This is a genomic window from Streptococcus australis, from assembly GCF_015553625.1.
Taxonomy (GTDB): Bacteria; Bacillota; Bacilli; order Lactobacillales; family Streptococcaceae; genus Streptococcus; species Streptococcus australis_B.
This window is the reverse complement of sequence record NZ_JADNGY010000007.1, coordinates 26,261-51,823: the sequence shown is the minus strand read 5'-3', so window position 1 is coordinate 51,823 and position 25,563 is coordinate 26,261. Positions and strand designations below refer to the sequence as shown.

The 25,563-nt window shown below is 42.1% G+C and carries 29 protein-coding genes; 8 read left to right on the top strand and 21 right to left on the bottom strand.

Features of this window, described 5'->3' with window-relative positions; genetic code table 11:
- Positions 1 to 6: 6 nt before the first annotated feature.
- The 5 genes from I2D56_RS07205 to I2D56_RS07185 all read right to left on the bottom strand — a co-directional run bounded on the left by I2D56_RS07205 (position 7) and on the right by I2D56_RS07185 (position 4,553).
- A complete protein-coding gene (locus I2D56_RS07205; RefSeq protein WP_048687910.1) occupies positions 7 to 840 on the bottom strand; it encodes a carbohydrate ABC transporter permease in 834 nt (277 codons plus the stop codon).
- Positions 840 to 1,724 (bottom strand): carbohydrate ABC transporter permease, encoded by an 885-nt coding sequence (locus tag I2D56_RS07200; RefSeq protein ID WP_048687823.1) that lies wholly within the window; start codon positions 1,722 to 1,724, stop codon positions 840 to 842. The genes I2D56_RS07205 and I2D56_RS07200 overlap by 1 nt, the downstream gene beginning before the upstream one ends.
- 53 nt (positions 1,725 to 1,777) lie before the next feature.
- Positions 1,778 to 3,127 carry an ABC transporter substrate-binding protein gene (locus tag I2D56_RS07195; RefSeq protein WP_048687825.1) on the bottom strand — a complete coding sequence of 450 codons (1,350 nt, stop codon included), beginning with the start codon at positions 3,125 to 3,127 and terminating at the stop codon, positions 1,778 to 1,780.
- A 113-nt stretch (positions 3,128 to 3,240) separates the two neighbouring features.
- Positions 3,241 to 3,693, bottom strand: coding sequence for a YhcH/YjgK/YiaL family protein (locus I2D56_RS07190; protein WP_048687828.1), 453 nt, complete (start codon positions 3,691 to 3,693; stop codon positions 3,241 to 3,243).
- A gap of 161 nt (positions 3,694 to 3,854) precedes the next feature.
- Complete coding sequence (locus I2D56_RS07185) at positions 3,855 to 4,553, bottom strand: N-acetylmannosamine-6-phosphate 2-epimerase (RefSeq protein ID WP_195214396.1); 699 nt, start codon at positions 4,551 to 4,553, stop codon at positions 3,855 to 3,857.
- 394 nt (positions 4,554 to 4,947) lie between these two features.
- Between I2D56_RS07185 and I2D56_RS09855 the strand changes: the two genes are divergently transcribed.
- From I2D56_RS09855 to I2D56_RS07160, 7 genes are all read left to right on the top strand, one after another.
- On the top strand, positions 4,948 to 5,073 hold the full coding sequence (locus tag I2D56_RS09855) for a hypothetical protein (RefSeq protein ID WP_267472199.1): 126 nt from the start codon (positions 4,948 to 4,950) through the stop codon (positions 5,071 to 5,073).
- Between the two features lie 15 nt (positions 5,074 to 5,088).
- A complete protein-coding gene (locus I2D56_RS09850) occupies positions 5,089 to 5,217 on the top strand; it encodes a hypothetical protein (protein ID WP_267472029.1) in 129 nt (42 codons plus the stop codon).
- Between the two features lie 33 nt (positions 5,218 to 5,250).
- Positions 5,251 to 5,397 carry a class IIb bacteriocin, lactobin A/cerein 7B family gene (locus I2D56_RS07180; RefSeq protein WP_126403595.1) on the top strand — a complete coding sequence of 49 codons (147 nt, stop codon included), beginning with the start codon at positions 5,251 to 5,253 and terminating at the stop codon, positions 5,395 to 5,397.
- 5 nt (positions 5,398 to 5,402) lie between these two features.
- The gene (locus tag I2D56_RS07175) at positions 5,403 to 5,573 is read left to right on the top strand and encodes a hypothetical protein (protein WP_164555422.1); all 171 of its coding nucleotides are present in this window, start codon (positions 5,403 to 5,405) and stop codon (positions 5,571 to 5,573) included.
- The gene (locus I2D56_RS07170) at positions 5,574 to 5,726 is read left to right on the top strand and encodes a class IIb bacteriocin, lactobin A/cerein 7B family (RefSeq protein ID WP_195214397.1); all 153 of its coding nucleotides are present in this window, start codon (positions 5,574 to 5,576) and stop codon (positions 5,724 to 5,726) included. It begins immediately after the preceding gene.
- 196 nt (positions 5,727 to 5,922) lie between these two features.
- Entirely contained in the window at positions 5,923 to 6,090 is a 168-nt protein-coding gene (locus I2D56_RS07165; protein WP_023024913.1) for a hypothetical protein, read from the top strand.
- A 12-nt stretch (positions 6,091 to 6,102) separates the two neighbouring features.
- On the top strand, positions 6,103 to 6,264 hold the full coding sequence (locus I2D56_RS07160) for a hypothetical protein (RefSeq protein WP_006595272.1): 162 nt from the start codon (positions 6,103 to 6,105) through the stop codon (positions 6,262 to 6,264).
- Positions 6,265 to 6,582: 318 nt separating this feature from the next.
- Here I2D56_RS07160 and I2D56_RS07155 read toward each other — a convergent pair whose 3' ends face one another.
- The 14 genes from I2D56_RS07155 to I2D56_RS07090 all read right to left on the bottom strand — a co-directional run bounded on the left by I2D56_RS07155 (position 6,583) and on the right by I2D56_RS07090 (position 22,699).
- Positions 6,583 to 7,632 (bottom strand): zinc-dependent alcohol dehydrogenase family protein, encoded by a 1,050-nt coding sequence (locus I2D56_RS07155; RefSeq protein ID WP_195214398.1) that lies wholly within the window; start codon positions 7,630 to 7,632, stop codon positions 6,583 to 6,585.
- 209 nt (positions 7,633 to 7,841) lie between these two features.
- Positions 7,842 to 10,493 (bottom strand): bifunctional acetaldehyde-CoA/alcohol dehydrogenase, encoded by a 2,652-nt coding sequence (adhE, locus tag I2D56_RS07150; protein ID WP_195348270.1) that lies wholly within the window; start codon positions 10,491 to 10,493, stop codon positions 7,842 to 7,844.
- A gap of 358 nt (positions 10,494 to 10,851) precedes the next feature.
- Positions 10,852 to 12,669 carry an acyltransferase family protein gene (locus I2D56_RS07145; protein WP_048717095.1) on the bottom strand — a complete coding sequence of 606 codons (1,818 nt, stop codon included), beginning with the start codon at positions 12,667 to 12,669 and terminating at the stop codon, positions 10,852 to 10,854.
- Complete coding sequence (locus tag I2D56_RS07140) at positions 12,659 to 13,072, bottom strand: hypothetical protein (protein WP_195348269.1); 414 nt, start codon at positions 13,070 to 13,072, stop codon at positions 12,659 to 12,661. The genes I2D56_RS07145 and I2D56_RS07140 overlap by 11 nt, the downstream gene beginning before the upstream one ends.
- A gap of 57 nt (positions 13,073 to 13,129) precedes the next feature.
- A complete protein-coding gene (locus I2D56_RS07135; RefSeq protein ID WP_061564578.1) occupies positions 13,130 to 13,552 on the bottom strand; it encodes a low molecular weight protein-tyrosine-phosphatase in 423 nt (140 codons plus the stop codon).
- 118 nt (positions 13,553 to 13,670) lie between these two features.
- Positions 13,671 to 14,237 carry a nucleotidyltransferase family protein gene (locus I2D56_RS07130; protein ID WP_195348268.1) on the bottom strand — a complete coding sequence of 189 codons (567 nt, stop codon included), beginning with the start codon at positions 14,235 to 14,237 and terminating at the stop codon, positions 13,671 to 13,673.
- Between the two features lie 6 nt (positions 14,238 to 14,243).
- A complete protein-coding gene (gene ruvB / locus I2D56_RS07125; RefSeq protein WP_045760104.1) occupies positions 14,244 to 15,242 on the bottom strand; it encodes a Holliday junction branch migration DNA helicase RuvB in 999 nt (332 codons plus the stop codon).
- A gap of 688 nt (positions 15,243 to 15,930) precedes the next feature.
- Positions 15,931 to 16,971: an aldose epimerase family protein gene (locus I2D56_RS07120; protein ID WP_195348267.1), complete on the bottom strand. Its 1,041-nt coding sequence runs from the start codon at positions 16,969 to 16,971 to the stop codon at positions 15,931 to 15,933.
- 27 nt (positions 16,972 to 16,998) lie between these two features.
- A complete protein-coding gene (locus tag I2D56_RS07115; RefSeq protein ID WP_195348266.1) occupies positions 16,999 to 18,162 on the bottom strand; it encodes an SIS domain-containing protein in 1,164 nt (387 codons plus the stop codon).
- 97 nt (positions 18,163 to 18,259) lie between these two features.
- Complete coding sequence (locus I2D56_RS07110) at positions 18,260 to 18,664, bottom strand: PTS sugar transporter subunit IIA (protein ID WP_023024891.1); 405 nt, start codon at positions 18,662 to 18,664, stop codon at positions 18,260 to 18,262.
- An 11-nt stretch (positions 18,665 to 18,675) separates the two neighbouring features.
- The gene (locus I2D56_RS07105; protein WP_195348265.1) at positions 18,676 to 19,497 is read right to left on the bottom strand and encodes a PTS system mannose/fructose/sorbose family transporter subunit IID; all 822 of its coding nucleotides are present in this window, start codon (positions 19,495 to 19,497) and stop codon (positions 18,676 to 18,678) included.
- Positions 19,484 to 20,398 carry a PTS mannose/fructose/sorbose/N-acetylgalactosamine transporter subunit IIC gene (locus I2D56_RS07100; protein ID WP_195348264.1) on the bottom strand — a complete coding sequence of 305 codons (915 nt, stop codon included), beginning with the start codon at positions 20,396 to 20,398 and terminating at the stop codon, positions 19,484 to 19,486. Before I2D56_RS07100 ends, I2D56_RS07105 begins: the two co-directional genes overlap by 14 nt.
- 40 nt (positions 20,399 to 20,438) lie before the next feature.
- Positions 20,439 to 20,915, bottom strand: coding sequence for a PTS system mannose/fructose/N-acetylgalactosamine-transporter subunit IIB (locus I2D56_RS07095; protein ID WP_126403582.1), 477 nt, complete (start codon positions 20,913 to 20,915; stop codon positions 20,439 to 20,441).
- Entirely contained in the window at positions 20,912 to 22,699 is a 1,788-nt protein-coding gene (locus I2D56_RS07090) for a glycoside hydrolase family 35 protein (RefSeq protein WP_195348263.1), read from the bottom strand. Before I2D56_RS07090 ends, I2D56_RS07095 begins: the two co-directional genes overlap by 4 nt.
- Positions 22,700 to 22,831: 132 nt before the next feature.
- Here I2D56_RS07090 and I2D56_RS07085 point away from each other — a divergent pair, with 132 nt between their 5' ends.
- Positions 22,832 to 23,548, top strand: a complete 717-nt coding sequence (locus I2D56_RS07085; RefSeq protein WP_006595289.1) for a GntR family transcriptional regulator — start codon at positions 22,832 to 22,834, stop codon at positions 23,546 to 23,548.
- A 397-nt stretch (positions 23,549 to 23,945) separates the two neighbouring features.
- On the opposite strand, the gene purB is transcribed toward I2D56_RS07085, so the two are convergent.
- Together purB and I2D56_RS07075 are read right to left on the bottom strand one after the other, a co-directional pair.
- Complete coding sequence (purB, locus tag I2D56_RS07080) at positions 23,946 to 25,244, bottom strand: adenylosuccinate lyase (protein WP_195214403.1); 1,299 nt, start codon at positions 25,242 to 25,244, stop codon at positions 23,946 to 23,948.
- 57 nt (positions 25,245 to 25,301) lie between these two features.
- Positions 25,302 to 25,529, bottom strand: coding sequence for a phosphoribosylaminoimidazole carboxylase (locus I2D56_RS07075; RefSeq protein WP_195214404.1), 228 nt, complete (start codon positions 25,527 to 25,529; stop codon positions 25,302 to 25,304).
- Between the last annotated feature and the right edge of the window lie 34 nt (positions 25,530 to 25,563).

Sequence of the window (25,563 nt, the reverse complement as noted above, 5' to 3'; positions counted from 1 at the left end):
TTTTTACTATTTTACGGATCCTTCAGAAAGACCACTTGCAATTTTATTTTGGATAATTGAGAAGAAGATGATTGAAGGCAGTACCACAATTACAGAGGCTGCCATCATATCTCCCCAATCTAGAATCTCCGAACCGTTTAATGAACGCAAAGCCACCGCAACCGTCATCTTACTTGTATCATTGATCAAGATCAATGCATAAAGAAATTCATTCCAAGCATTAATAAAGGTATATATGGCTGTGGCCACAATCCCTGGTGCAACAATTGGTAACACCACTTTATAAAAGGTAACAAATTTATTCGCGCCATCTATTTTTGCTGCTTCCTCGATTCCAATTGGAACTGTTTGGAAGAACCCTACTAACAACCACACTGCATAAGGGACACTAAACGAAAGATAAACAATCATTAAACCAATTAAACTATTGGTTAATCCAACTTTTGCAACGGCAATAGAATAAGGAATTGCCAACAAGATCGGAGGGAAGATATAAGTAATTACTAACAATCGAGACATGATCGCCCCTAATTTTGGAAAGAAGCGAACAATCCCGTAAGCAGCCATTGCAGAAATGATAATAGCGATGACAGTTGTCGTTAATGCGATTAATAAGCTATTTTTTATATTATCTATAAAATGTAGGTCATTAATAACATGCGTAAAATAATCGAGAGTAAACTGTTTAGGCCAAAATCTTGTTGGAAACTGGGTTAATTCACCTTTTCCTTTTACAGAAGATAAAAGGATCCAAATTAAAGGAAAAATTGCGATAATAGTTGAAATAACTAAAACAACATGTGACCCAATATCAAGGAGTACATTTGTTCTTCTCTTCATCATTTTCTACCCTCCTTCTCCCATTTACTAATTACTCCAAAGTAAATGAAACATACTGCCAACAAGAAAATAAATAGCAAGACTGTTACTGCGGAGGCACGCCCAAGAAGTTTTGTTCCCCAACCGAGATTATATGCGAATATTGGCAATGTTGTTGTTGCGTTTGAAGGGCCTCCACCTGTAATCAGATAGATAATATCAAAGTTATTAAAGATCCATACTGTTCTAAGTACAACAAGTAATCCGACTACTACTTTAATATGAGGTAAAATTACAAATCGAAAAACTTGCCAACTGGAGGCTCCATCAATCCTAGCTGCTTCAAACTGTTCCTCCGGAACCGTTTGTAAGGCAGATAGAACATTGACCATGATCATAGGGGCACCAAACCAAATATTAATAAATACTAAACAGATGAAAGCCCACGTACTTTCTGTCAAAAATCCAGGGACGTGATTCATCAGTCCTAATTTCACAATCAAGTTAGGTAGATAACCATATACTCCATTTAAGATCCATTGCCAAGAAAAGGCAATGACAATAGTTGGGAACGCCCAAGGAACAATCAACAATGTCCTATATAACTTCTTAAAACGTCTAACTCTATGCAATGCAAGTGCTAATACAAAACCAACAAGCACTTGTCCCACAAGAGAAAAGACTGTCCATTTAAGGGAGTTGAAGAAGGCATTGTAGAAATTAGGATCCGATAAAACTGCTTTATAATTTGCTAATCCTACAAATTTATACCGCGGCAAGATCAAATGTTTGTTTGTAAAGCTAAAATAAATGCTGGAGAAAAATGGGTAAACAAATAATAGTCCAACAATGATAATAGCAGGTAACACAAACACCCATCGAGTCAAATTTCTATTTTTGACCATATGCTTTTTCCTCTCTAAAAACAGAGGCTACATTATTGTAGCCTCTGCTATTATTATTTAACATCAACTGCTACAGTTTCGAATAAATCGTTCAATTGTTTTTCTGCATCCTTAGCAGCCTCCATTGGATCTTTACCATTTGTAATAATATCTTGGAACATTTGTTCAATGATATGTTGGTTTGTTAACATTCCAGCTTGAACACTTGGACCATTTTCATATCCAATAGCTGTACCTTTTTCTGCTGCTTTTGTAATAACTTCTTCTGCATGTTGGAATTTCTTGCGAATGTCATTATCTTTATAGGCTGGATCATCACTAATTCCTTTGATGGCAGGCAACATTCCAACAGGAGTTGAATCTAAGAAATTAATGTAATCTTCCTTTTCATACAAAGATTCTAAGAATGCCTTCGCTACTTCTGGATGTTTGGAATTCTTCCAAACTACCAATGGAATATTAGAAGTTTCAATACCATAATCTTTATCTGATTCTTTCACCTTTGGAATAGGATAGGCATCAATTGCATCAATCAATTGAGGGCTATTTGCTTGGATACCACCAACATGGAATCCTGAGTTAAAGTCAAATGCTGTCTTTCCTTGATAGAACAAAGTGGCTTGTTGCAAGACATTAAAGTTAAGTGAATCTTTTGGAGAAAATTCCTTGTACATCTTCACCCAATATTTAATTCCATCTTGAGCCAGTTTACTTGTCAAGTCAGCTTTCATATCTTTTGTCAAAAGACTTCCACCACCACTTCGTACATAGAAATTCAAGAAGCGTGTCCCCATCATATCATTTGTCCCGAAAGGTACAGACACTCCATAAACTCCATTTTCTTTTAATTTTTTGGAAGCCTCATACAATTGATCCCATGTTTTTGGAACTTCAATATTATATTGTTTCAATAAATCGGTGCGAACCCACATTACTTGAGCATGTGAGTACAAAGGAATGGAATAAAAATTGCCATCAACCTTCGCTTCATCTAATGCTGTTTTATTAAATTTATCTTCTCCTATTTTTTTAACGGTATCATTCAATGGAACCAAAGCATCTGAATTGACCATTTCCATGACCTGATTCGGCAATGCAGTGCTAATATCTGGAACATTCCCATTTGCTAATCCAGTCGTCCATTTTGTATAGAAGTCGTTCCATGAAAACGTCTCAATCTTAATTTTAACCTTTGGATGCTTCTTCATAAACTCATCCGCTGATTTTTGAATACTTTCTAACCGCGGACCCTGAGTAAATGAGTGCCACACTACAATTTCACCAGATAATTCTCCAGTTTTATTACTTCCTTCTGCATCATTTTTTGAAGATGAACATGCAGTGACAAATAATGCGAATAACGCGAGAACCAAAGCTAAAAGAATTTTCTTACTATTTTTCATTGTTTTCCTCTTTCTGTTTTAAATACAAAATATGTAATCAGCGCTTTGAAGACTTAACTTCTCCGAAAAAACTAACTATATTGCCTATCTCCTCCATTTTCTATTTAAGACATCTAATCAATCGCAATTTTGAATAAATATTTTCTGACTGTTTCTTCCTGACCTGAATAACCATTTGGTTGGTGAGGTTCACCAGGGAAGAAGACTGCAAAATTATGATAGCCCAAATGAAGTGGATAGAATTTCTCACAATGAACAAAGCCAATATCACTTGCTTCATCAAATGGAATAGCTTCATCTAGGATAAGGGAACCGTAGCTAGAAAATTCATGTCCTTCAACTAATAAATGAAGGTCGGCATAACGGCGATGATGTTCAAAGCGATCATTTTCATCTTTGTTAAGGGTGTTTTCTTGGACAACGAGAAAGACCTTGTCACCGTCGATATCATATCTCCCTAGCTCAAAAGAATCTTTCCGGTGTTCATAGAGAAAATCAATCGCTTGATCCAGATTAGGATGAATCCCTTTGTACAATTTTATGTTTATTAAATCATCAAATATCATCTATTTCTCCTTTTACACTAGATTTATGTTGCAGAAAGTTAAGCAAATATGACTTCCTTCTTGAAATCTTCATCGTTATCCTTCACTGAAACATTCTCATTAAATGAATTCGACTAGTCTCTATTGGGTCTCCTCCTCCTTCAATCTTCTGTTTTGTTTTCTCAATTTAAGGCTGCGACGAAGCGTTCTGTAATTTCTTTAGGTCGTGTAATAGCTCCCCCTACTACAACCCCTCTGACACCCAGGTCATGAATTTCTTTGGCTTGTGCAGGATAATGAATCTTACCTTCAGCAATCACATCGACATCCGCTTGGCAGAGTTGGCGAATCAAGTCAATGTCAGGTCCGTCTACTTTCGGGCTATAGTCTGTGTACCCAGATAAGGTCGTTCCGACAAAATCAACGCCTGCTTCGACAGCTGTTAAGCCTTCTTCAAAGGTGCTGATATCTGCCATCAAGAGTTGATTAGGATATTTCTCCTTCACTTGCTGGATAAAGTCGACAATCGATAGACCGTCATGACGCGGACGTTTGGTACAATCCAGGGCAATCACTGCGATATCTAATACGGCCAATTCATCTACTTCTTTCATGGTAGCAGTAATGAATGGTTCTTCAGGAGGATAATCTCTCTTGATGATCCCGATAATCGGAAGCTTTGTCACTTCCTTGATTTCCTTGATATCCCGGACACTATTGGCTCGGATCCCGACAGCTCCACCCTGCTCAGCCGCTCTAACCAAGAGAGGAATGACTCCTCCTGTTTCTGTATAAAGCGGTTCGTGAGGGAGGGCCTGACAAGAAACAATGATGCCATCTTTGATTTGTTCAATCAGTTCATCTTTTGTAATCTTTGACATAACTCCTTCTCCTTTGATACTAAGGCAACTCGAGTACTTGTAAATTGATTATAATCTATTTTTAAAGCGCTTACAACATTATTCTTGCAATTGGATTATAGTTTCACATTTTGGGAAAAATAAAAAGATCTCTAAAACTAGTTTCAGAGATTCAAACATTCTAAAACTTTTTTAGATATTTTTTCCATTTCCAGATTTTTATACGAATAGTATAAGTGACCAAACAAAAAGAAAGGAGGACCACAGATGTACTATACTCCCATTATCATCCCATGGTTTTTGTATTACTTCTTCCGTAAATAAATAAGGAAAGGGAATGCCGAACATGAAAAAGAATACTCAATTTTTTATTCTATTACTATTCTTATCACTGATCATCCTGTAAGGAGAAATCATGAAAACAAGGAAAAACAAAAAAATGTCACTCATCATACTCGCTAGCATTCTAACACCCGTTTTGATGTATGGCATCTATCAAGTAGGCTACGAACTAGGAAAAACACTAGCCAATGTGCTCTAACAGAAAGGAAATATCATGACAACAATTGATAAAAAGTTTTCAAAACTAAACGACGCTGAATTAGAAGAATGTACTGGAGGTTTCATCCCTTTCATCTTGATTCCTCTTGGACTTTTGGCTTTAAGTAGTTGCCAAAGAAAGTAATAACAGACAATACATTAGAAAAGGAGATAGCTTATGACACAAACAAATCAACTGATTGACAATCAATTCACTACTCTGACGGATGAAGAGTTAACTCATGTCAACGGTGGGGTAGCACCTTTTATCGTCTACGGAGGATGCATCATCACTGGTCTAGCCCTTGGCTTCATTTTAGGATAAGGCTTATGAAACGACATTTACACACCATTATTTTCGCCATCATTATCGGATTAACCATGTTACACGATGCACATCTGATTGCATTTCAACCAAATATGAATTTAGCCATTGCAGCCACAATCTATTTGGCAGTCGATGCTACCCTAAAACAAGTAAAAAATAAAAAGGAAAACTAAATGACAACAGAATTCACACAAAACTTTGTAACCTTGACGGAAGATGAACTAGTCGATGTTAACGGCGGAGCAGTAGTTTCAGCAGGAGTCTGCGTCGCCCTCGTCGCTCTATGCTATACAATTGGCAAAGATATCAAAAAGAAATTCTTCTAAAAGGAGGCATTTCTATGATTTCTCTGCCCTTTATCACCCTCATCCTTTTGACAGGATACTGCATTCTTGATAAAAAAGCACCCAAACAGGTAGAAGGGTACTTTCCTAAATTTGCTATTGCCTTCATGGTCACTTTCACCATTCTGAACGAGGCAATTGATTTACTCTACACAATCTTACATTAAGGAGGACACTTATGGATACAAGCATCCATTATACTTGCCTAACAGAAGCTGAACTGGCGACCATTGATGGAGGAGCCTCCGTCTTTGACTCGGCAAAATTCATCGTTCAAACATGGAATATTTTATACAATTCCGGACGTGATTTTGGCCGTAGTATCATCAATGGCATCATGCACTAGAAAGGAGCAAGCATGAAACTCGAAGAAACACGTTTTAGAAGCTTATCCGAGCAGGAACTCAGCCATGTAGATGGTGGATCCGTATGGATCACTGTTGGACTAATCGCAACTCCCCTACTCATGGGAACCTTCGCTGGCGCCTTTGACGAATACGCTCGCAAACGAGGCAAATAGTAACACTTCTTTATCATCTCACTAAACAGTACAAACATCCCAGCTATCATTCTATAGCTGGGATGTTCTATTGCTAAAACGATCTTTTTAAGCAAAAAAAAATGAGGCTGGGACAAAAGTCCTAGCCTCTCAATTATTTTTTGATTGTCGAGCAAGACACAGTGGTTGAGTGGGCTCTACCACGCTGATTTCATCAGCTTTTACAGCCCTACTCAACTGTGCGGAGGTGGGACGACGAAATCGAATTCTAACGAATTACCGATTTCTGTCCCACTCTCATTTTTCTACCTTATTTAGGTGATGGAACCATCCAACTTCTTAGCTGAGGTCATTATCAATAATGACTTTCAAAGCACTGTTTTCCCCAGCATGTTTGAAGATTTCGTATGCCTTCTCTGCTTCTGAAAGTTTGAAGTGGTGGGTCACCAACTTCGTCGCATCAATCTTACCTGACTTCAATACATTAAGAAGCATTTCAGTTGTATTGGCATTAACCAAACCAGTATTGAGCGTGATGTTCTTGATCCAAAGGTCATCAAGATTGAAGCTAACTGGTTTACCATGCACTCCGACGTTGGCAATATGACCGCCGACCGAGATAATATTTTGGCAGACATCGAAGGTAGCTGGATAGCCCACACATTCCATAGAGATATCAACACCACGACCATCGGTCACTTCATTGATAAAGGCCTTGATTTCATCAATATCACTTGAACAGATGGTATGAGTAGCCCCAAACTTCTTAGAAGCTTCGAGACGAGATTCTGACAAGTCTACCATGATAATGGTAGCTGGTGAGAAGAATTGTACGGTTAAGAGAGCTGCCAAACCGATTGGCCCTGCACCAACGATACAAACGTTGTCTCCAGGTTTCACGTGAGAAGGGAGAACACCAATTTCATAGGAAGTAGGCAGAATATCAGAGAGCATAACCAGGGCTTCGTCATCTACAGAAGCAGGTGCATGATAAAGACTGCCGTCTGCGTGAGGGATATGGACATACTCTGCTTGGGTACCGTTGATCAAGTGACCAAGAATCCAGCCCCCATCTTCACAGTGGGAAGGCAAGCCACGTTTACAATAGTAGCAAGTGTTACAAGCTGTTACGCAAGAGATAATAACCTTGTCTCCTACCTTAAAGTTCGTAACCGCATCGCCGACTTCTTCGACAATCCCAATTCCTTCGTGACCCAGGATGGTCCCTTCTTTACAAGCTGGAACATCACCACCCAAAATATGGAGATCTGTTCCACAAATGGTCGTTTTCACTAAACGAACAATCGCATCAGTTGGTTTCTTGATCACTGGTTTTGGTTGATCAATCAACTGAAGATTTCCTGCGGATACATATGTTGCTGCTTTCATAAGCGACTCCTTTTTGTTGGTTTTATCAAACCATTTTATTACAGTTTTTACTTTGTGAATATTATAACATACAAAGTAAGCGCTTGCAACATATTTATTAGATTTTTTATAAAAGTATTTTCAAGAAATGAACCACCCTATCAAATAAAAAAATCCCCCACTCTTTCGAGTGAGGGATAGCTGATAAACATCATTTGTTCAGTAGCGTCTTATTTACGACGTCCTGGACGTTCTTTGTAACCATAGTATGCATCTTCGATGATTTCTTGCATATGGTCTACCATTGGAAGACGTGGGTTAGCTGGTGAACATTGATCTTCGTAAGCAAGGAAGGCCAATTCGCGAGAATGTTTCTTCCATTCTTTTTCATCGATTCCTTGTGCTTTAAAGTTCATTTGGATTCCTACGCGCTCACCGAGTTCATAAACAGCTTTCGCGTAAGCTTCAACTGCTTCTTCTGGTGTAGAGCATGGAAGTCCAAGCATACGAGCGATGTCTTGATACTTCTCATCTGCACGGTAGTAGTTGTACTTAGGCCATGTTGCTGTCTTAGCTGGACGTGTACCATTGTAGCGGATAACGTATGGAAGCAAGATTGCATTGGTCCGTCCGTGGATGGTGTGGAATTGCGCACCAATCTTGTGGGCCATTGAGTGAGAAATACCGAGGAAGGCGTTGGCGAAGGCCATACCTGCGATGGTTGACGCATTGTGCATCTTTTCGCGTGAATGGAAGTCCGCGTTCTTCACTGAGCTTTCCAAGTTTTCGAAGACAAGTTTGATGGCTTGAAGCGCAAGACCATCTGTGTAGTCACTTGCCATTTGAGATACGTAAGCTTCAGTCGCGTGAGTCAATACATCCATACCAGTATCAGCCGCAACAGATCCTGGAACTGTCAATACCAAAGCAGGGTCTACGATGGCAACGGTTGGTGTCAATGAGTAGTCAGCGATTGGGTATTTACGGTTGTTTGCTTTATCAGAGATAACGGCAAATGGTGTTACTTCAGATCCTGTACCAGATGTTGTTGGGATCGCAATAAATTTAGTCTTCTTACCAAGCAATGGGAATTTGAAGGCACGTTTACGGATATCCATGAATTTTTGTACAAGGTCACGGAAGTCCACTTCTGGTTGTTCGTAGAAGAGCCACATTACTTTGGCCGCATCCATTGGTGATCCACCACCAAGAGCAATGATGGTATCTGGTTTGAAGGAACGCATGATCTCTGTACCACGTTCAACAGTTGTGATGTCTGGATCTGGTTCAACGTCTGCAAAGATTTGGTAAACTACCTTATTGCGACGAAGGTCAAGCTGTTCGATGATGCGATCAAGGAAACCAAGCTCTACCATAGCGTGGTCTGTAACGATCATGACACGTTCAACGTCACGACATTTTTGTAGGTATTCAATTGAATCACGTTCAAAGTATGTTTTTGAAGGAAGTTTCATCCATTGCATGTTATTTCTCCGGCGTCCGACTTTTTTGATATTCAAGAGGTTGATGGCACTAACGTTGTCCCCAACAGAGTTGCGTCCGTAAGAACCACATCCAAGTGTCAATGATGGCAAGAAGGCATTGTAAACATCCCCAATACCACCGAAAGTCGAAGGAGAGTTGCAGATCACACGAATGGCTTTGACTGCTTTACCAAATTCTTTGGTCAATTCTTCGTCAGCTGTATGGATGGCAGCTGAGTGACCAAGACCGTTGAATTCAACCATTTGGCGTGCTTTGTTAATTCCGTCTTCACGGCTTTCAGATTTCAAGACAGCGATAACTGGTGACAATTTTTCACGAGTCAACGGCTCTTTTTCACCAACTTCTTTACATTCTGCCGCAAGGATATTGGTTCCTTCTGGCACTGAGAAGCCAGCTTGTTCTGCGATCCATGCTGCTGGTTTCCCAACGATGTCCGCATTCAATTTCGCACCCGCACAGTTTTTGCTGTTAGCTTTCACACCAAAGCAGAACTCTTCAAGAAGGGCTTTTTCTTTTTTGTTAACGAAGTAAGTGTGGTAAGATTTGAATTCTTCAACAAACTCATCGTAGATTTCTTTATCGATGATGACCGCTTGTTCAGACGCACAAACCATACCATTGTCAAATGATTTAGACATAACGATATCGTGTGCTGCTTGGCGGATGTTAGCTGATTTTTCAACATAGGCAGGAACGTTCCCGGCACCGACCCCAAGAGCTGGCTTCCCACATGAGTATGCTGCTTTAACCATGGCGTTACCACCGGTCGCAAGGATAGTCGCAACTCCTTCGTGGTTCATAAGGGCACTGGTTGCTTCCATAGATGGTTGCGTAATCCATTGCACACAGTTTTCAGGAGCTCCTGCTTTAATCGCTGCATCGCGGACGATTTGTGCCGCATGAGCAGATGATTCTTGAGCGGATGGGTGGAAGGCAAAGACGATAGGGTTCCGTGTCTTCAAGGAGATCAATGCTTTAAAGATTGCTGTTGAAGTTGGGTTGGTTGTAGGCGTGATCCCGCAGACAACTCCGACTGGCTCAGCAATAAGGGTCAAACCAGTGACGTCATCTTCTGAAATGACACCAACTGTTTTCGTGTGACGCATGTTATTTACTACGTGTTCACAAGCGAACAAGTTCTTAGTCGCCTTGTCTTCAAAGACTCCACGACCAGTTTCTTCATAGGCGTGAAGAGCGAGCTCACCGTGAGCGTCAAGAGCCGCTACAGATGCTTTCGCCACAATGTAGTCTACTTGCTCCTGATCCAATTTGCGCATTTCTTCAAGCGCTACGAGCGCTTTTTGCACCAACTCGTCTACGTGTTTTTCAGCAGCGAGTTTCTTTTCTTCAGGTGAGAGAGTTTTTTTATCAGCCATTTGATGCTTTCCTCCAATGTTTGAAACCCTTATCCTTTTCCGGAACTTTTTCTTGTTTTCAGAAACTTTCAAGAATAGTGTAAGAAATTTCGATTTGTTAATTTTTTCACAATATTATTGTACTCTATTTTAGAAAATTTGTAAATAGTTTCACAAAGATTTTTTTAACTTTTTTCCATGAACCCTCCTTCTCCTTCTATACAGGAGTATTTTCAAGAAAAAATTGAAGGATTTTTTTGAGAAATCACTTCAATTTCACAAACAAATATTTTCACGCAATTTTTGTAAGCGTTTTCTTAATTTTACTAAAAAAAGCAATTTTCTTCAAGTGAAAATTGCTTAAATCATATAGTAAATTTTAGGGTTTAACCGGCCCCTGATTGGCTTGATCAACTGCTTCTTTCACGACGTTGGCATACAGGTTTCCTCCAACATCGATGGAACCATCTGATTCTAAACCAAAGTGGACATTATCCGTTCCAGCCCAAATCTCTGGATTATCGACAGCCACTTGGTACCAGTCTGCTACATAGACATAGTCATATTTTTTAGCCAATTCCAGCTGATACTGTCGAGTCTGAACGGTAACGCTATTGCTATCATTGGCTTCACGCCCATCATATGGGGTCACAAAAATTAAGCGATGTCCTTTTGGTAGTTCTTGAACAAACTTATCCAACAATTCTTGATAATTATTAGAAGAGTTGGTTCCAAGTGCGATTACCACGTTCTTGAGTAAGACTCTATTGGCAATATCTGTTTCATATACTTTTAAGCCTGAGTCCAGATTGCGGCTCACCAAAGCATCTAATTGGATATCTGGCAGAACTTGTTTCAGATAATCTGATGCCCGGAGGTTTACAGAATCCCCGATCATGGTCACGCCATCTGATACATTGTAGGAAGTCGCTGAAGCATTGTCAACTTGGGCACGCGTGATCTGCATCTTGCTGTCGGATTGACGAAGCCCTTCGGTAATCAGGTTTTCATCAAAGGCTCCGACGCGTGGCGCAAAGAGTGCAATCCCAAACATGAGCAAGGTCAAGGGAATCGCGCTGTAAAAGAGTGGTTTCGTGAAACTTCTGAGATCCATCGAGATCCCAAAAATCTTCGGTTCACGTCCAGCCAAGGTTGGTTCAATAATATAGAAACTCAAGGCAGCAAGACTAAAGGATACAAGCGCTGTTAGTAGAGAAGCCCAGCCATTGGTCATTAATTGAGAAAAGATGATGTAAAATGGCCAGTGGAAGAGATAAACCCCATAACTGGTATCTGCAATAAAGGTAATCACTGCTGGTTCTTTCTGATTCGGTGTCTTTTCATGGAGGACACGCGTCATCACAATCATCACAGATGCAGCAAGAGTTGCTACTAAAAAGCCAAATAAATAGGTCCAAACACTATCAAATGGAAGAATAAAGGTCAAGACCAATAAAACTAGAAAAGCACCCGCTAAAATCGCTAACGTCTTCTGTAGAGATAGCTTCTTCACTAATTGAGTAAGATTTGGGCTGGTCGTTGTAATCCCTGTCACTGTCGCTAAAGCACTCCCCACAAAGAAAGGAAAGACGTGAGCGATACTAGAAAAGTAGACATTGGACAAATTCTTGGTGACCAGCGCTCCGACAAAGAAGGTCAGGAAGGTCACCAAGAAGAGACCTGTCGAAGATAGGAAGATATAGCCTCTATATTGGCCAACTGACTTAGCTTTTTTACCCAAAAACCAAGCCAAGAGCGCCCAGAGGACATAGTAATGAACTTCAAGAGCCAAACTCCAAGTATGAATGAACAGATGGGGGATGAACTGACTTTCGTAACTTCCGCCACTTAACATCTCATAGAAGTTGGTCACAAAACCAAAGACGGCTGCAATCTGCGTCCCAATCCCAGCAATAAAGTCTCGTCTGACCAAGAAGGTAAAAGGCATGACCAGCAAGACCATAAAGACTAAAGGAGGGACAATCCGGTAGAAGCGTCGTCGAAGAAAGCCCTTGAGATCAATTTTTTGATGACGGGCAAACTCATCAATCAGCAGAGCCGTGATCAAAAATCCTGAGAAAGTAAAGAAGATGTCGACTCCAATAAATCCACCAGGAAAAACTTTTTGAAAGAAATGGTAGAGAAGAACGAGAAGAAGTCCCGTTATCCGTACCAATGAAAACCATTTAATTCGCATTTTGATAAATTCCTTGTTTAAACGTTCCCTTATAAACGACATTTTGTTCTGTCGTCAAGGTTCCCTGGCCTTCTGGTTGGCCATTGACAAATTCACCTTCATATTTCCAGCCAGCCTTGGCTGTAAAGGTTCCATAACCACTAAAGGTCCCATTGACAAAATTGCCCTTGTAGGTGTCCCCGTTCTCAAAAGTCACCGTCCCTTGGCCATTCATCTTGCCTCGGACGACACTTCCTTCGTAGCGAATAGCTCCCTTATCGAGGGTCAACACACCTCTGAAAGGAATGGAGGAAAGAAATACCCACAAAGCAGACAGAACAATAATCCCCAAGGACAAGCGTTCAATATTCTCTCTCGTAACATAGACCTTATAGGTCTCATATAATTCTTTTATTTTTTCCATACTCTGTTCATTCTTTTTATCTTCAGCCGGTTAGTCCTTTAAGGAGCCAGTCCGAAACTAATCTTCTAATCGATCCAACCACTCTTGACAACCAGCTAGGACACGGCGATAGGTCTCTTCGAAATCTCCTGTGTACCATGGATCTGGGACACTTTCTCCTGCAAAGAGATGAATCTTGTGCTCTGTTCCAGGCGGTGCCATTCGTTTGAGGTCAGCCACATTGTTCTCATCCATTCCTAAGATCAGATCAAAGGTATGAAAATCTTGGTCACTGATTTGAAGAGATGTTTTAGACGCATCATAGGGCACGCCATGACTGCGAAAAATCTTTTGAGTCCCTTGGTGAATAGGGTTCCCGTGCTCCCAGTTAGATGTAGCACGACTTTCAATCTCATACTGGTTGGTCAAATCCTTCATGACAAACTCTGCCATGGGGCTCCGACAAATATTTCCTAAACACACAAATACAATTTTTTTCATGACAGCACCTCCTTTCTATTATAACAGAATGTGAGAAAAATATAATCTGCTAAAATTATAATTTTGAGGCAAGATGAAAAAAGCCTGTCCACCATTGAGGTGGGCTGACTTTCTTTTTTTATTTAGGCAGGATGATCTGAAGGGCTGGCCATTTTCGTTTCCAATCTTTCTTCCGCATACGCTCTCTATAAACTGCCAAACGCTCGGGACTAGCTAAAAAATGTGGAGTTGGCTGAACGATGAAGTCTTCGATATCCCTTGTCCCATAGGGGAGAAAGAGCTCTAGCTGACCATCATTCCTTAAGCAAACTGCAAGAGCTGTACACTGCTCGGGGTATTTAGAAACCGCATCACAGGCACTATGATAAGGGGCCGTCCCTGGGCTATGTTGGTGCATGTAGACTTGATTTTTGACTTCCCAAGCGTGCTGGGGATAGGTCTTCTTTAATTCCTGCTCGATCTGGAGAGTCTCCTCATAGCTAATCGTAGGGTCATAAAAGACCAGATCCAGATCTGTCGACGCGTCAAACCCTGGTCTGCCAGAAAGCTGGTTCCAGATAAAATTGCGCACAGCACCCGCTGCTAACCAGGCATCTGCCAGGTTGAGATCTCGAATAATAGCCAAGACTGTCATCATCTCTTGATCCGCTTGGATTTGCTCTACTATCGCTTCTTCCGTCAGCATTTTCTTCTAGTCTCCATTGTAGGGATAACCCAGGTGTTCATAAGCTTTGCGGGTCGCCACGCGCCCTGTCCGGGTCCGCATGATAAAGCCTTTTTGAATCAAGTAAGGCTCATACATATCTTCTACAGTCTCTCGCTCTTCAGCAATATTGACCGAAAGAGTCCCAAGGCCAACTGGGCCTCCTCCGTACATCTCAATCATGGTCCGCAGGATCTTTTGATCGACATAGTCCAGACCTTCATGGTCCACATCCAGCATAGAGAGGGCCTTGTCGGTAATGGTATCGTCAATCAAGCCATCGCCCATGATCTGGGCAAAATCACGCACCCGCTTCAGCAAACGGTTGGCAATCCGAGGAGTCCCCCGACTACGAAGAGAAAGCTCTTCGGCAGCCTCGTGGGTAATCTCCATCTCAAAGATCTCGGCGGTCCGCTCGACAATCTCTGTCAGATCATCTTGCTCATAATATTCCATGTGGCCGGTAATCCCAAAGCGAGCGCGCAAGGGATTGGACAGCATCCCAGCTCGAGTCGTCGCCCCAATCAGAGTGAAAGGAGGAAGATCCAGGTGGACACTCCGGCTAGTCTCGCCAGCACCAATCATAATGTCGATGTAAAAATCTTCCATGGCGCTGTATAGCACTTCTTCGACTGACATAGGCAGACGGTGGATCTCATCGATAAAGAGGACATCGCCCGGCTCTAAGTCATTAAGGATGGCTACCAAGTCACCAGCCTTTTCAATGACAGGACCGGAAGTCTGCTTGAGATTGACGCCCAGTTCGTTGGCAATGACAAAGGCCATGGTGGTTTTCCCAAGCCCCGGAGGGCCAAAAAGAAGGACATGATCCAACGCTTCATCCCGAAGCTTGGCTGCCTCGATAAAGATTTTTAGCTGGTCTTTAACCTTATCCTGACCGATATATTCATGTAAATATTGCGGGCGCAACGTCCGTTCAACGGCCTCTTCATCGCCCATGATTTCATTGTCTAAAATTCTACTCATACAGTCTATTATAGCAAAAAATGATGCCTCCAGATGATTTAAAATCATATTCCATTCAATCTATCACTAATTATTGATTGTTAGGTGTTGGGAATCGGTTTCCCTCTTAAACTACCTTGTTTCTTTTTAGGGAATGTAGTCCTCTCTGTTGTTCGAACTGCGTCAACGTGCCTAAGCTCTCTAACGTTTGCTAAGAAATAAGGATCGTAGTTCTCACTAGCGTTCGAACTGCGTCAATGTACCTAAGCTCGTCTACGTCCCTATCAGGCTTGGTTAGATGAAATAGGTTTAGTAATAATTACATAACGCAGTGGTTGATTGGTATCTTTGTTCGCTCTTATAGCTCCAAAGATTACCTAATCAACTGTGCGGGGGTGAGACAATTGAAAAGGTTTGGGGAACCTTTTCAACCTGAGCCAAAAAATAAGGAAGCGAAGCAATTTTTAAAAATTGTTCTGTCTCACTCCCAGAAAAAAAGCCACCGGTTTTGGTGGCTCTTATAGGGAGATTATTATGAAAAAGTTTTAGGAGTTTTATCATTCAAAGTTAGGAGGTCTTTGATGATGGTATTAGTATACGACGGGAAGCTTAAAGTTTCCTTATAGTCATTTTTAAAATTTTTTTTCAAAAAAAGAGGAGGTTTCAAGCAAGGTTTTCACATCCTTGTTTGTCACCCTCTCTTTCTTATCTATTTCTTAGCAATGGCATGGTAGCTGGTCTTGCTGGTGAAGACTTGACCCGCTCTCAAGATAACCTTTTCAGCTTGGTCGCTATGAATGGCATCTGGTACGATTTGGAATTCCAAGGCCAGGCCATTGTGTTGAACCATTGGTTGCCCTTCCAGATAAACCGTTTCATCCACAAAGTTAGCTGAATACACCACCAAGACGGGAGCTTCTGACTTGAAGGTCAAAAAGCGTCCAGACGGCTGATGATAGAAGAAGCCTGCATTTTCATGCCCTTCTGGAAGAGCAAATGGATGGTCTAATCCTTCTACCAGGCGGATTTGCGGATCCGAATCCTTAAAGAGATCCTCTAAGAGCATAGCTTGGTAGAGATGCTGAACAACCGGACTTTCTGTATCTACGGTATGAAGAGGGACACCGTCGGGATGGATAGGGTAAAGCCCCTGATGGTTGATCTGAAAGACATGGTCATTAATCGGCTGAGTGAAGTTGCCTGATAGGTTGAAATAGCTGTGGTTGGTCGGATTAACTAGCGTATCTTGGTCCGTTTCTACTCGATAGCTGATTTCCAACTCCCCTGCTTCCGTCAAGCCATAGGTCACCCAGATCTTGAGATTTCCAGGGAAACCACCGGTACCATCTGCACGCTCTGTGTACAGGGTGATTTCTTGGTCTGTCACGGATTCCACGCTAAACAAGGCGCTGTCCCAGCCAGTCGATCCACTGTGGTTGCAGTTGGCACCATTATTGGCTTCTAAGTGATAGGTTTGACCATTGAGCTCAAAGTTGGCTCCTGCGATCCGACCAGCAACTGGACCAATGCTGGCTCCATACTTGGGGCTATTGCCGACATAGGCATCAAAATTGTCAAAGCCCAATACAATATTAGCGAATTGATCCTGTTTGTCAGGCGTCACATACTCTAAGATCGTCGCCCCATAAGTCATGACAGACAATTGATAACCCAGGTCATTTTCGAGGCGATAAGCTTCTACGTCTTGGCCGTCCAGTTGACCAAATAGATATTTTTGATAGTGTTTCACAAGTTGTCTCCTCCAAGATCATTCATTCTAGTGAAAAGGGTGAATCACCACTCCTTGTACAACACGGTTGACTGTTCCAGTTGGTGATGGCGTGTCTGGGCGATTTTGAACCTTGAGCGAAGTCAAGAGAGAAATCAATTGACCGTAGATAATGTAAGGGAAGGCACGGTAGATATCTAGTGAGTCTGCAGAAGCTTCTACTAACACTTCTCGTGCCTGCTCAATACCTGCAGCTTGGTCCGTCAAGAGGACGACCTGACGGGCAATCTGATCCCCTGCTACTTCTCCAACCAAATCTAGATCATACTGACGCGTATAAGGATTAATGGAGCCAAATACCAAGACGAGAGTTTGGTCATTGATAAGAGATTTCGGTCCGTGACGGAAGCCGACAGGACTCTCGTACATGGTCGCGATTTTACCGGCAGTCAATTCCAAAATCTTGAGTTGAGCTTCATGAGCTAGCCCAAAGAAAGGTCCTGCCCCCAGATAGATGACGCGTTCGAAATCTAAATCTACAACTTCCTTGACCTCACGGTCTTTCTCCAAGACTTGCTCTGACAGACGAATCAGTTCTTCTACTCGTTTTGCCTTGATTTCTTCCTCGCTTGGATCAAAGACCAAGAGGGCTGTCAGGAGCATAGAGGTAAAGCTGGAGGTCATGGCAAAGCCAGCATCATTGGTTTCTTTTGGTTGTAAGAGCAAGAGATTGCGCTCATCTCCGTGGGCCTGCTGGGCCAACTTCCCTTCTTCTGCACAGGTAATGGTGATCTGATAGAGTTCATCGACCAAGTCTTGAGCCAACTCAACTGTCGCAACACTTTCAGGCGAGTTGCCGCTTCGTGCAAAGGAAACCAAGACCGTCGGCACTTCTTTTTTGAGATAGGTTTGTGGATGCGCCACGATATCGGTCGTCGCAATGGATTGGAAATTCCAGTGCTGTTCATCGTGCACTTCCTGCAGATAAGGAACCAAGGTGTCCCCCACATAAGCTGAAGTTCCTGCACCTGTCAAGATAACCTTGATGTAGCCATGACGCTTCCCAATGGTCTCTAAAAACTCTTGAATTTCTTTTGCTTTCTCTTGATAGAGACGATAGGTTTCTTTCCAAACTTCCGGTTGCTGGTAAATTTCGCGTGTCGTAATTTCAGCCCCCAGTTCAAGCAGGTCTTCTTTTGTATAATCTAGCATGCTTCTCCTCTTTTCTACCCGCCTTATAAGCGGTAAGAGGCCGAGACAATTGTCCCAGCCCCATTCCGAATGTTCAAGCGGTTTTCGCTATCGTATCTTATTCATCCTCGTCGTCATCAAAGTTGGATAAAAGATCATTAACCTTCACGATGCTTTCTTGTGCACGCGCTGGATAAGCTTCTTCTCCTCCGACCAGGCTATTATTAATAAATTCAATTACCATTGGCAAGTTCATCCCTGCATAGAGGTCAATCGCACGTCCTTCAAGAATCAGACGGCTAACTGTATTACAAGGAGTGCCTCCCAAAAGATCCGCAAAGACGATGTAGTCCTCAAAGTCTGCAACACAGGCTTCAAACTTGGCTGTAAACTCCTCAGGACCTTCCTCTGGCAAGAGGGCCACGGCATGAATGTTGTCTTGTGGTCCCATAATCATTTCTGTGCTGGCTTTGAGCTCTTCACAGAAGCGACCATGACTGACCAATACTAACTGTTTTGCCATACCTTACTCCATTATTCCATTCCAAAGAAGAAGTGGCCAAATGCTGAGAATGCGATTGCTGCAAGGATGATGAGCAAGATAGCTTTTGTAGAGTTCATACCTTTACGTCCAAGCAACCAGTAGATCACACCTGTGATGATAGCTGGTACCAAACGTGGGAAGATAAGGTTGAGCATATCTTGAATTTCAATCGCTTTGTCCCCAATGTGTGGAGCCCAAGAAACTTCAACACCAATCATGCTGGCAATCAAGGCACCAACCATGAAGATACCCAGAACGGCAGCTGCATCAATCAAAGCTGTCAAGGTACTTTGCATGTTGTTGATGAGGTTAACCCCTTCTTTATAGGCAAATTCCAATTGTTTCCAACGGAAAATGTCATAAGCAACTGCCACAGCGATCCACAAGAAGATACCGGCTGGGTTTCCTGCAACAGCCAAAGTTGCTGCGATTGAACCCATAATAGCTGGTACCAATGATCCAAAGATTGAGTCCCCAAGAGGAGCGAATGGTCCCATGAGACCTGTCTTGATACCATTGACCGCATCTTTTGATTTGACACCATCTTTTTCTTCCAAAGCGAGGTCAAAACCAGTGATAATGGTGTGGAAGAATGGTGAAGTATTGAAGAATTGCGTATGCAATTTCATCATTTCTTTCAATTCTGGAGTGCCATCACCATACATTTTACGCAACTGAGGTAAAATCATATAAAGGTAACCAGAAGCCTGCATCCGTTCATAGTTCCAACCTAATTGGAAAGTAAACAGACTACGTTTGTTAATTTGATTAAAATCCTCTTTAGTGAGTTTGTAATTCTTAGAATTCGTCATCTTCAATTTCCCCGCTTTCTGATTCAGTTACTGGAGCAGCTACGACTGTACGTTGACTGTTTTTGAAGTGTTGTACTGCAAGGAAGATACCGATAATGGCAATACCAATCATAGATACACTCTTGAAGTTGTTAACAAAAGTAATAGCTTGTTCTTCTGGAAGTTTAGCGAACACTTCAGAACCGACAATGCTAGACACTGCAGCACCAAGGCTTTGAACATTGCTATAAAGCACTGTCAACATAGCTGTCAAACCAAAGCCAAGTGCTAAGTAGTGAAGGTTACGACGAACAGGAAGGTAACGGAGCAAGATCGCAAATCCAAGACCTGGAAGCATTTGACCTGCAAGTTTCAGACCGTTTGCCAACCATTGTACATTAGCAAGACCTGTAACAACAGTTTCTACGAAAGATCCACCAAAAGCAAGCGCGAAGTAAACTGGGAGAGCACGAGAAAGAGCCCAAGGAAGAGCACCAAGGAGATAGTTGCGTTCGATGCCTTTGTAATCAAAGCGTTCAATCGCAGCATCTACACGGTGAGCGAAGTAAGTTGTAGTCATACGACCAAGAATATCAAAGTAGGTCAACAAAGTTGCTACCGGCACAGCGATTGTAGCAATAGCAAGCTCTGGATCAATCCCTTGTGCTACTGAGAAGGCAGTCGCAAGAACGGCACCAGAAGTAGCGTCAATACGAGAAGCTCCACCGAAAGTACCAACACCGAGCACTGTCAATTGAAGAGAAGCTCCGATAAAGAGACCTGTCTTTAAATCTCCCATGACAAGCCCTGTAATGAAACCAGCAAAGACTGGTGATCCTGCTGATGAAACAATCGTCAACTCATCACAGATTTGATAAGCTGAGTACAAAGTAAGTAGTAAAATTTGCCACCATTGTATCATGACAATTTCCTCCTAAAATTTTTCTTTTTTTATTTATAAACTATTTGAGTAACTTCAAGAAGTCTTCAATTGGATCATTTGGAACCATTTGAGCAGTTAGCTTAACTCCTTTTTCAGCTAGCTTGTGGAAAGCTTCCACATCAGCATCCACTACGTTGATCGAACGAGTAATCGGACGAGTCTCGTCTGATTGAGACATGTTCCCAACGTTTAAGGTTTCAAGTGGCACACCTGCTTCTACCAAACCGAGGAAACGATCTGGCTTGCGAGCTACGATGAAGAGACGTTGGCTGTCATATTTTCCAGCCAAGATATTTTCTGCAGCCTTTGCTACTGGCAAGATACTGAGCTTGACACCAGGTGGTGTCGCGAGTTTCAAGCCACTTTTTTCGATATCATTTTGAGCGACTTCATCATCGATCACCATGATACGTGAAACATTTAGTTTGGTAGTCCAAAGGTTGGCTACCTGCCCGTGGATCAAACGTCCATCGATACGGCATCCTACAATAGTCATAAGTTTTCCCCCTTTACTTCTTTGAATGTAGGTTGTGAAACAAGTTTTAAGGTCTCCGTCCAAGTGCCCTCTGTCTCAAAGACGAGGATCTCATTTTCCCCATCTTTGAGAAAACCATGAGGGATGTAGAGGGAGAGTGTTGGACCGACTTCCCAGAAACGACCGATATGGTGGCCGTTTACAAGAACGATCCCTTTTCCAAATCCAGTCATGTCAAGGAAGGTATCCTCAACCTGATCTAGATGAAAAGCAAATTGATAAAAAGCTGGTTGACCTTCTTGCCATTCTTTCGAAAAGTCCAAGCGATCCAGCTGGGTGAAATCAAGCGCATATTGTTTCCAATCAAGCTTGAAATGTAGATCGATGCAAACTCCTGTACGGATTCCTTTTCGCTGCGTATCCGCTAGGAGCTTGTGTCCATAATTGACTCGTCCCATATTTTCGATCAAGAGTTTTAAACTTGTAATCGTTTTCTTTTTTCCGTTTAAAAAAAGATCTTGACCGATTTCTTCTTGGTATTGAGTGGCAATCAATTGATCATTGGCATAAACCTGTACCCGGTCACGCGCATCGATGATACGCAAGCGCTCTTCTTCCGCATCCATTTCAACATCTGTCTCATAGAGCAGATAGCCTAAGGGATGGTCGATTTCTTCCATGGTCTGTGGATAAAGACTTTCTGTGACCTGAGCAATCTCATTTAAATTACCAAATAAACTAGTCTTGTTGGTTACCTTTAGTCTATGCTCTGGCAAAGTCGACTTCACAAGCGGATCCATCTGTGGATACTCTGGATAGTAGGTCGCCATCATCTTTTTGACTGCATGGTACTTAGGAGTCGGATTGCCCTGCTCATCTAAGAGAGCATCATAGTCATAAGATGTTACCTGTGGCAAATCCACGGTCCCTCGTGCTGAGCAACCGTTCATAAATCCAAAGTTGGTCCCACCATGGAACATATAGAGATTGATAGAGCCTTCTTGTAAGACTTCATGGACTGCTTCTGCCAACTCTTCTGGATCTCGCTTGATGATAGGTTCTTTCCACCGATTGAACCAGCCATCCCAAAATTCCATACACATGAGTGGCCACTTTTTGTCATGCTCTGCAAAAAATTCTTTCATCTGAGAGAAATTGTAATTTGCTCGCGAACCAAAATTACCGGTTACAAAGAGTCCATCCTCAATCAAAGTCCCTGCTCGAAGAGTCGCCCTCCAAGGTCCATCAGAGGTAAAGAGTGGACAGGTAATGTCCCGCTCGATCATTAGATCTCTGATCGCCCGAAGATAGGCTTTGTCTTCGCCGTAAGAGCCGTATTCGTTCTCGACCTGCATCATGAGGATATTACCCCCACGATCCAATTGGTACTTGGCCACACGTGGCAGGAGCTCGTCGTAATAGCGAGCCACTTCCTTGAGAAAGGCCGGATCCGATGAGCGAATCCGAAGGTCTTCTTCGATTAACCAGGCTGGCAAACCCCCAAATTCCCACTCCGAACAGATAAACGGTGATGGACGGAGGATCACATACAGATCCAACTCTTGAGCTACTTGGATAAAGTGCTCCAGGTCCAAATTCCCTTCAAAGTGAAAGTGGCCTCTTTGTGGCTCATGAGCATTCCATGGAACATAGGTTTCAACAGTATTAAAACCTAGAGCTTTTAGGTTATATAAGGAATGATACCAATCCTCACGATCGATCCGAAAATAATGAATTGCACCAGATAAAATCTTAAAAGGTTGATCATTTAAATAAAAATCTTCACGGATTTCAAATGCCCCCATACTGAGAACCTCCTTCTAAGAAACCCTTTTCATTTATTAATATAATATATTAATAAAAAAATGTCAACAACTTTTAAAAAAATATGTTAAAATAATATTAACAAGGGATATCCGAAAGAAGAGGTGAAGTACATGGCAATCCCAAAATACCAACACATCAAAGATGATTTGAAACAACAAATTATCTCAGGCAAATTCGAAAATGGAGATAAATTTTACACAGAAGCCGAGCTGATTAAGATTTATAATGTTAGCTCGATTACTGTTGTTCGGGCTTTGAACGATTTGGCTAGCGATGGATACATCGTCCGCCAACAAGGAAAAGGAACCTTTGTTTCGCGCGCTAGAAAACACAAGCTGGTTGAGTTTTCAGACGTTGAAACCTTCCCTATCCAAAAAGCGACTGTAAAAGTTCTCTCTATTAAGCGTGGCAACGCGCTGAACATCTTGGATAAACTAGGACTCGCTCCGACTCAATTCTATTATAAGATTGATCGGACCCGTCATATTGGTGAAGATACTTATATCTACCACCAGACCTACGTCCCAGAGCAATATATTAACCCAAATTATCCGAGCTTAGATTACTATAGTTCGATTTATGATCGCTTCAAAGAAGATTATCATATTCATATGAATGATGAACACTTTGAAGAAATCAATGATATTGTATTTCCAACACCAAGCAAAATCGCTTCTGTGTTGAATATCGATGAAAACTTCCCAACTGTCCGTCAAGTGAAGACGACAAAATTGGAAGCGACCGGTCAAATTCTCGAATATAGCGAAACCTATAAACGCGGTGACTACTATAAAATCAAATTTATCTCTTGTGATCGTGATCATTGATCATTCAAAGTCTGGGGTCTGGCCTCAGACTTTTATGATACAAATTATAGCATGAAAAAATAGTTCCTAAAACATGTAAAACGAATAATCTATAATTAGTGATAGACTTCCTATAAATAGTTTAATAAGTCAAAATTTATTATGATAAATTCAGGATCTAGAGCGCCTGATATAGGCAAAGAAAAGAGAGTGGGACAGAAATCGGTCATTCGTTAGAATTCGATTTCGTCGTCCCACCTCCGCACAGTTGAGTAGGGATCTAACAGCTGATGAAATCAGCCTAGTAGAGCCCACTCAACCACTGCGTCTTGCTCGATAATCCAAAGACGAAAAGAGGCTAGGACTTTTGTCCCAGCCTCTTTTCGTCTATTTTTTAAATTCTCGTTTTTCGTTGCGATTAGTCACCCAAACCGATGCGTTCGAAGATTTCATCCACCCGTTTGGTGTAGTAAGTTGGGTTGAAGATTTCATCAATTTCTTCTTGAGTGAGGCGAGAAGTTACCTCTGGATCTGCTTCAAGAAGTGGTTTGAAGTCTACTTGGTTATCCCAAGAGTAGGCTGTTTTTGGTTGCACCAAGTCATAGGCTTGCTCACGGGTCATCCCTTTTTCAATCAAGGTCAACATGGCACGTTGGCTGAAGATCAAACCAAATGTTGAGTTCATGTTGCGGATCATGTTTTCAGGGAAGACTGTCAAGTTCTTAACGATGTTTCCAAAACGGTTAAGCATGTAGTCAATCAAGATGGTCGTATCTGGTGCGATGATTCGCTCAGCTGATGAGTGAGAGATATCACGTTCGTGCCAAAGAGCGACGTTTTCATAGGCTGTCACCATGTGACCACGGATGACACGCGCAAGACCTGTCATGTTTTCAGAACCGATCGGGTTCCGTTTGTGAGGCATTGCTGAAGACCCTTTTTGACCTTTGGCAAAGAACTCTTCCACTTCACGTTGTTCTGACTTTTGAAGACCACGAATTTCAGTTGCCATACGCTCGATAGAAGTTGCGATGCTGGCGAGAACCGCAAAGTACTCAGCGTGGAGGTCACGAGGAAGCACCTGTGTAGAGATTTCTTGGGCATGGATACCAAGCTTGTCGCAGACGTATTTTTCAACGAATGGTGGGATGTTGGCAAAGTTCCCAACCGCACCAGAAATCTTACCAGCTTCCACACCAGCTGCTGCGTGCTCGAAACGCTCAATGTTGCGTTTCATTTCGCTGTACCAAGTCGCCAATTTAAGACCAAAGGTTGTCGGCTCAGCGTGCACACCGTGGGTACGACCCATCATGATCGTGAACTTGTGTTCTTTTGCTTTATCAGCGATGATGTTGGTGAAGTTTTCAAGGTCTCGACGGATGATGTCGTTGGCTTGTTTGTAGAGGTAACCATAGGCTGTATCTACCACGTCAGTAGAAGTCAATCCATAGTGAACCCACTTGCGCTCTTCGCCAAGAGTTTCAGAAACCGCACGTGTGAAAGCCACCACATCGTGACGAGTCTCTTGCTCAATCTCCAAAATACGGTCAATGTCAAAGTCCGCTTTTTCGCGAATCAAAGCCACATCTTCCTTAGGGATTTCCCCCAACTCCGCCCATGCCTCGTCAGCCAAGATTTCCACCTCAAGCCAAGCACGGTATTTATTTTCTTCAGTCCAAATGTTCGCCATTTCTGGGCGAGAGTAACGTTCGATCATGTTGTTTTATTTTCCTTTCTTTTGATGTTTCACATCAGTTAACAACCGACAGTCGGTTTATTCAAATTCTTCTTTCCCAATCCACACAGATGGATAATGATCCAGTGTATTCAAATCTGTATCCAGCGGGACATCATAGATAGCTAAATAGTTTTCAGGGTATTGTGCAAGCAACTCTTCATACTTAGTTTTCACCTTTTCGTGATCACTACTAGCATACAAAACTTCAACGACTGCCCCCGTCTTCTCTTTTTCGACAAATGCGTTGACGATGAGTTGAATCATAAGAATTAATCAAGTCCGTAGCCCGTATTCAGTT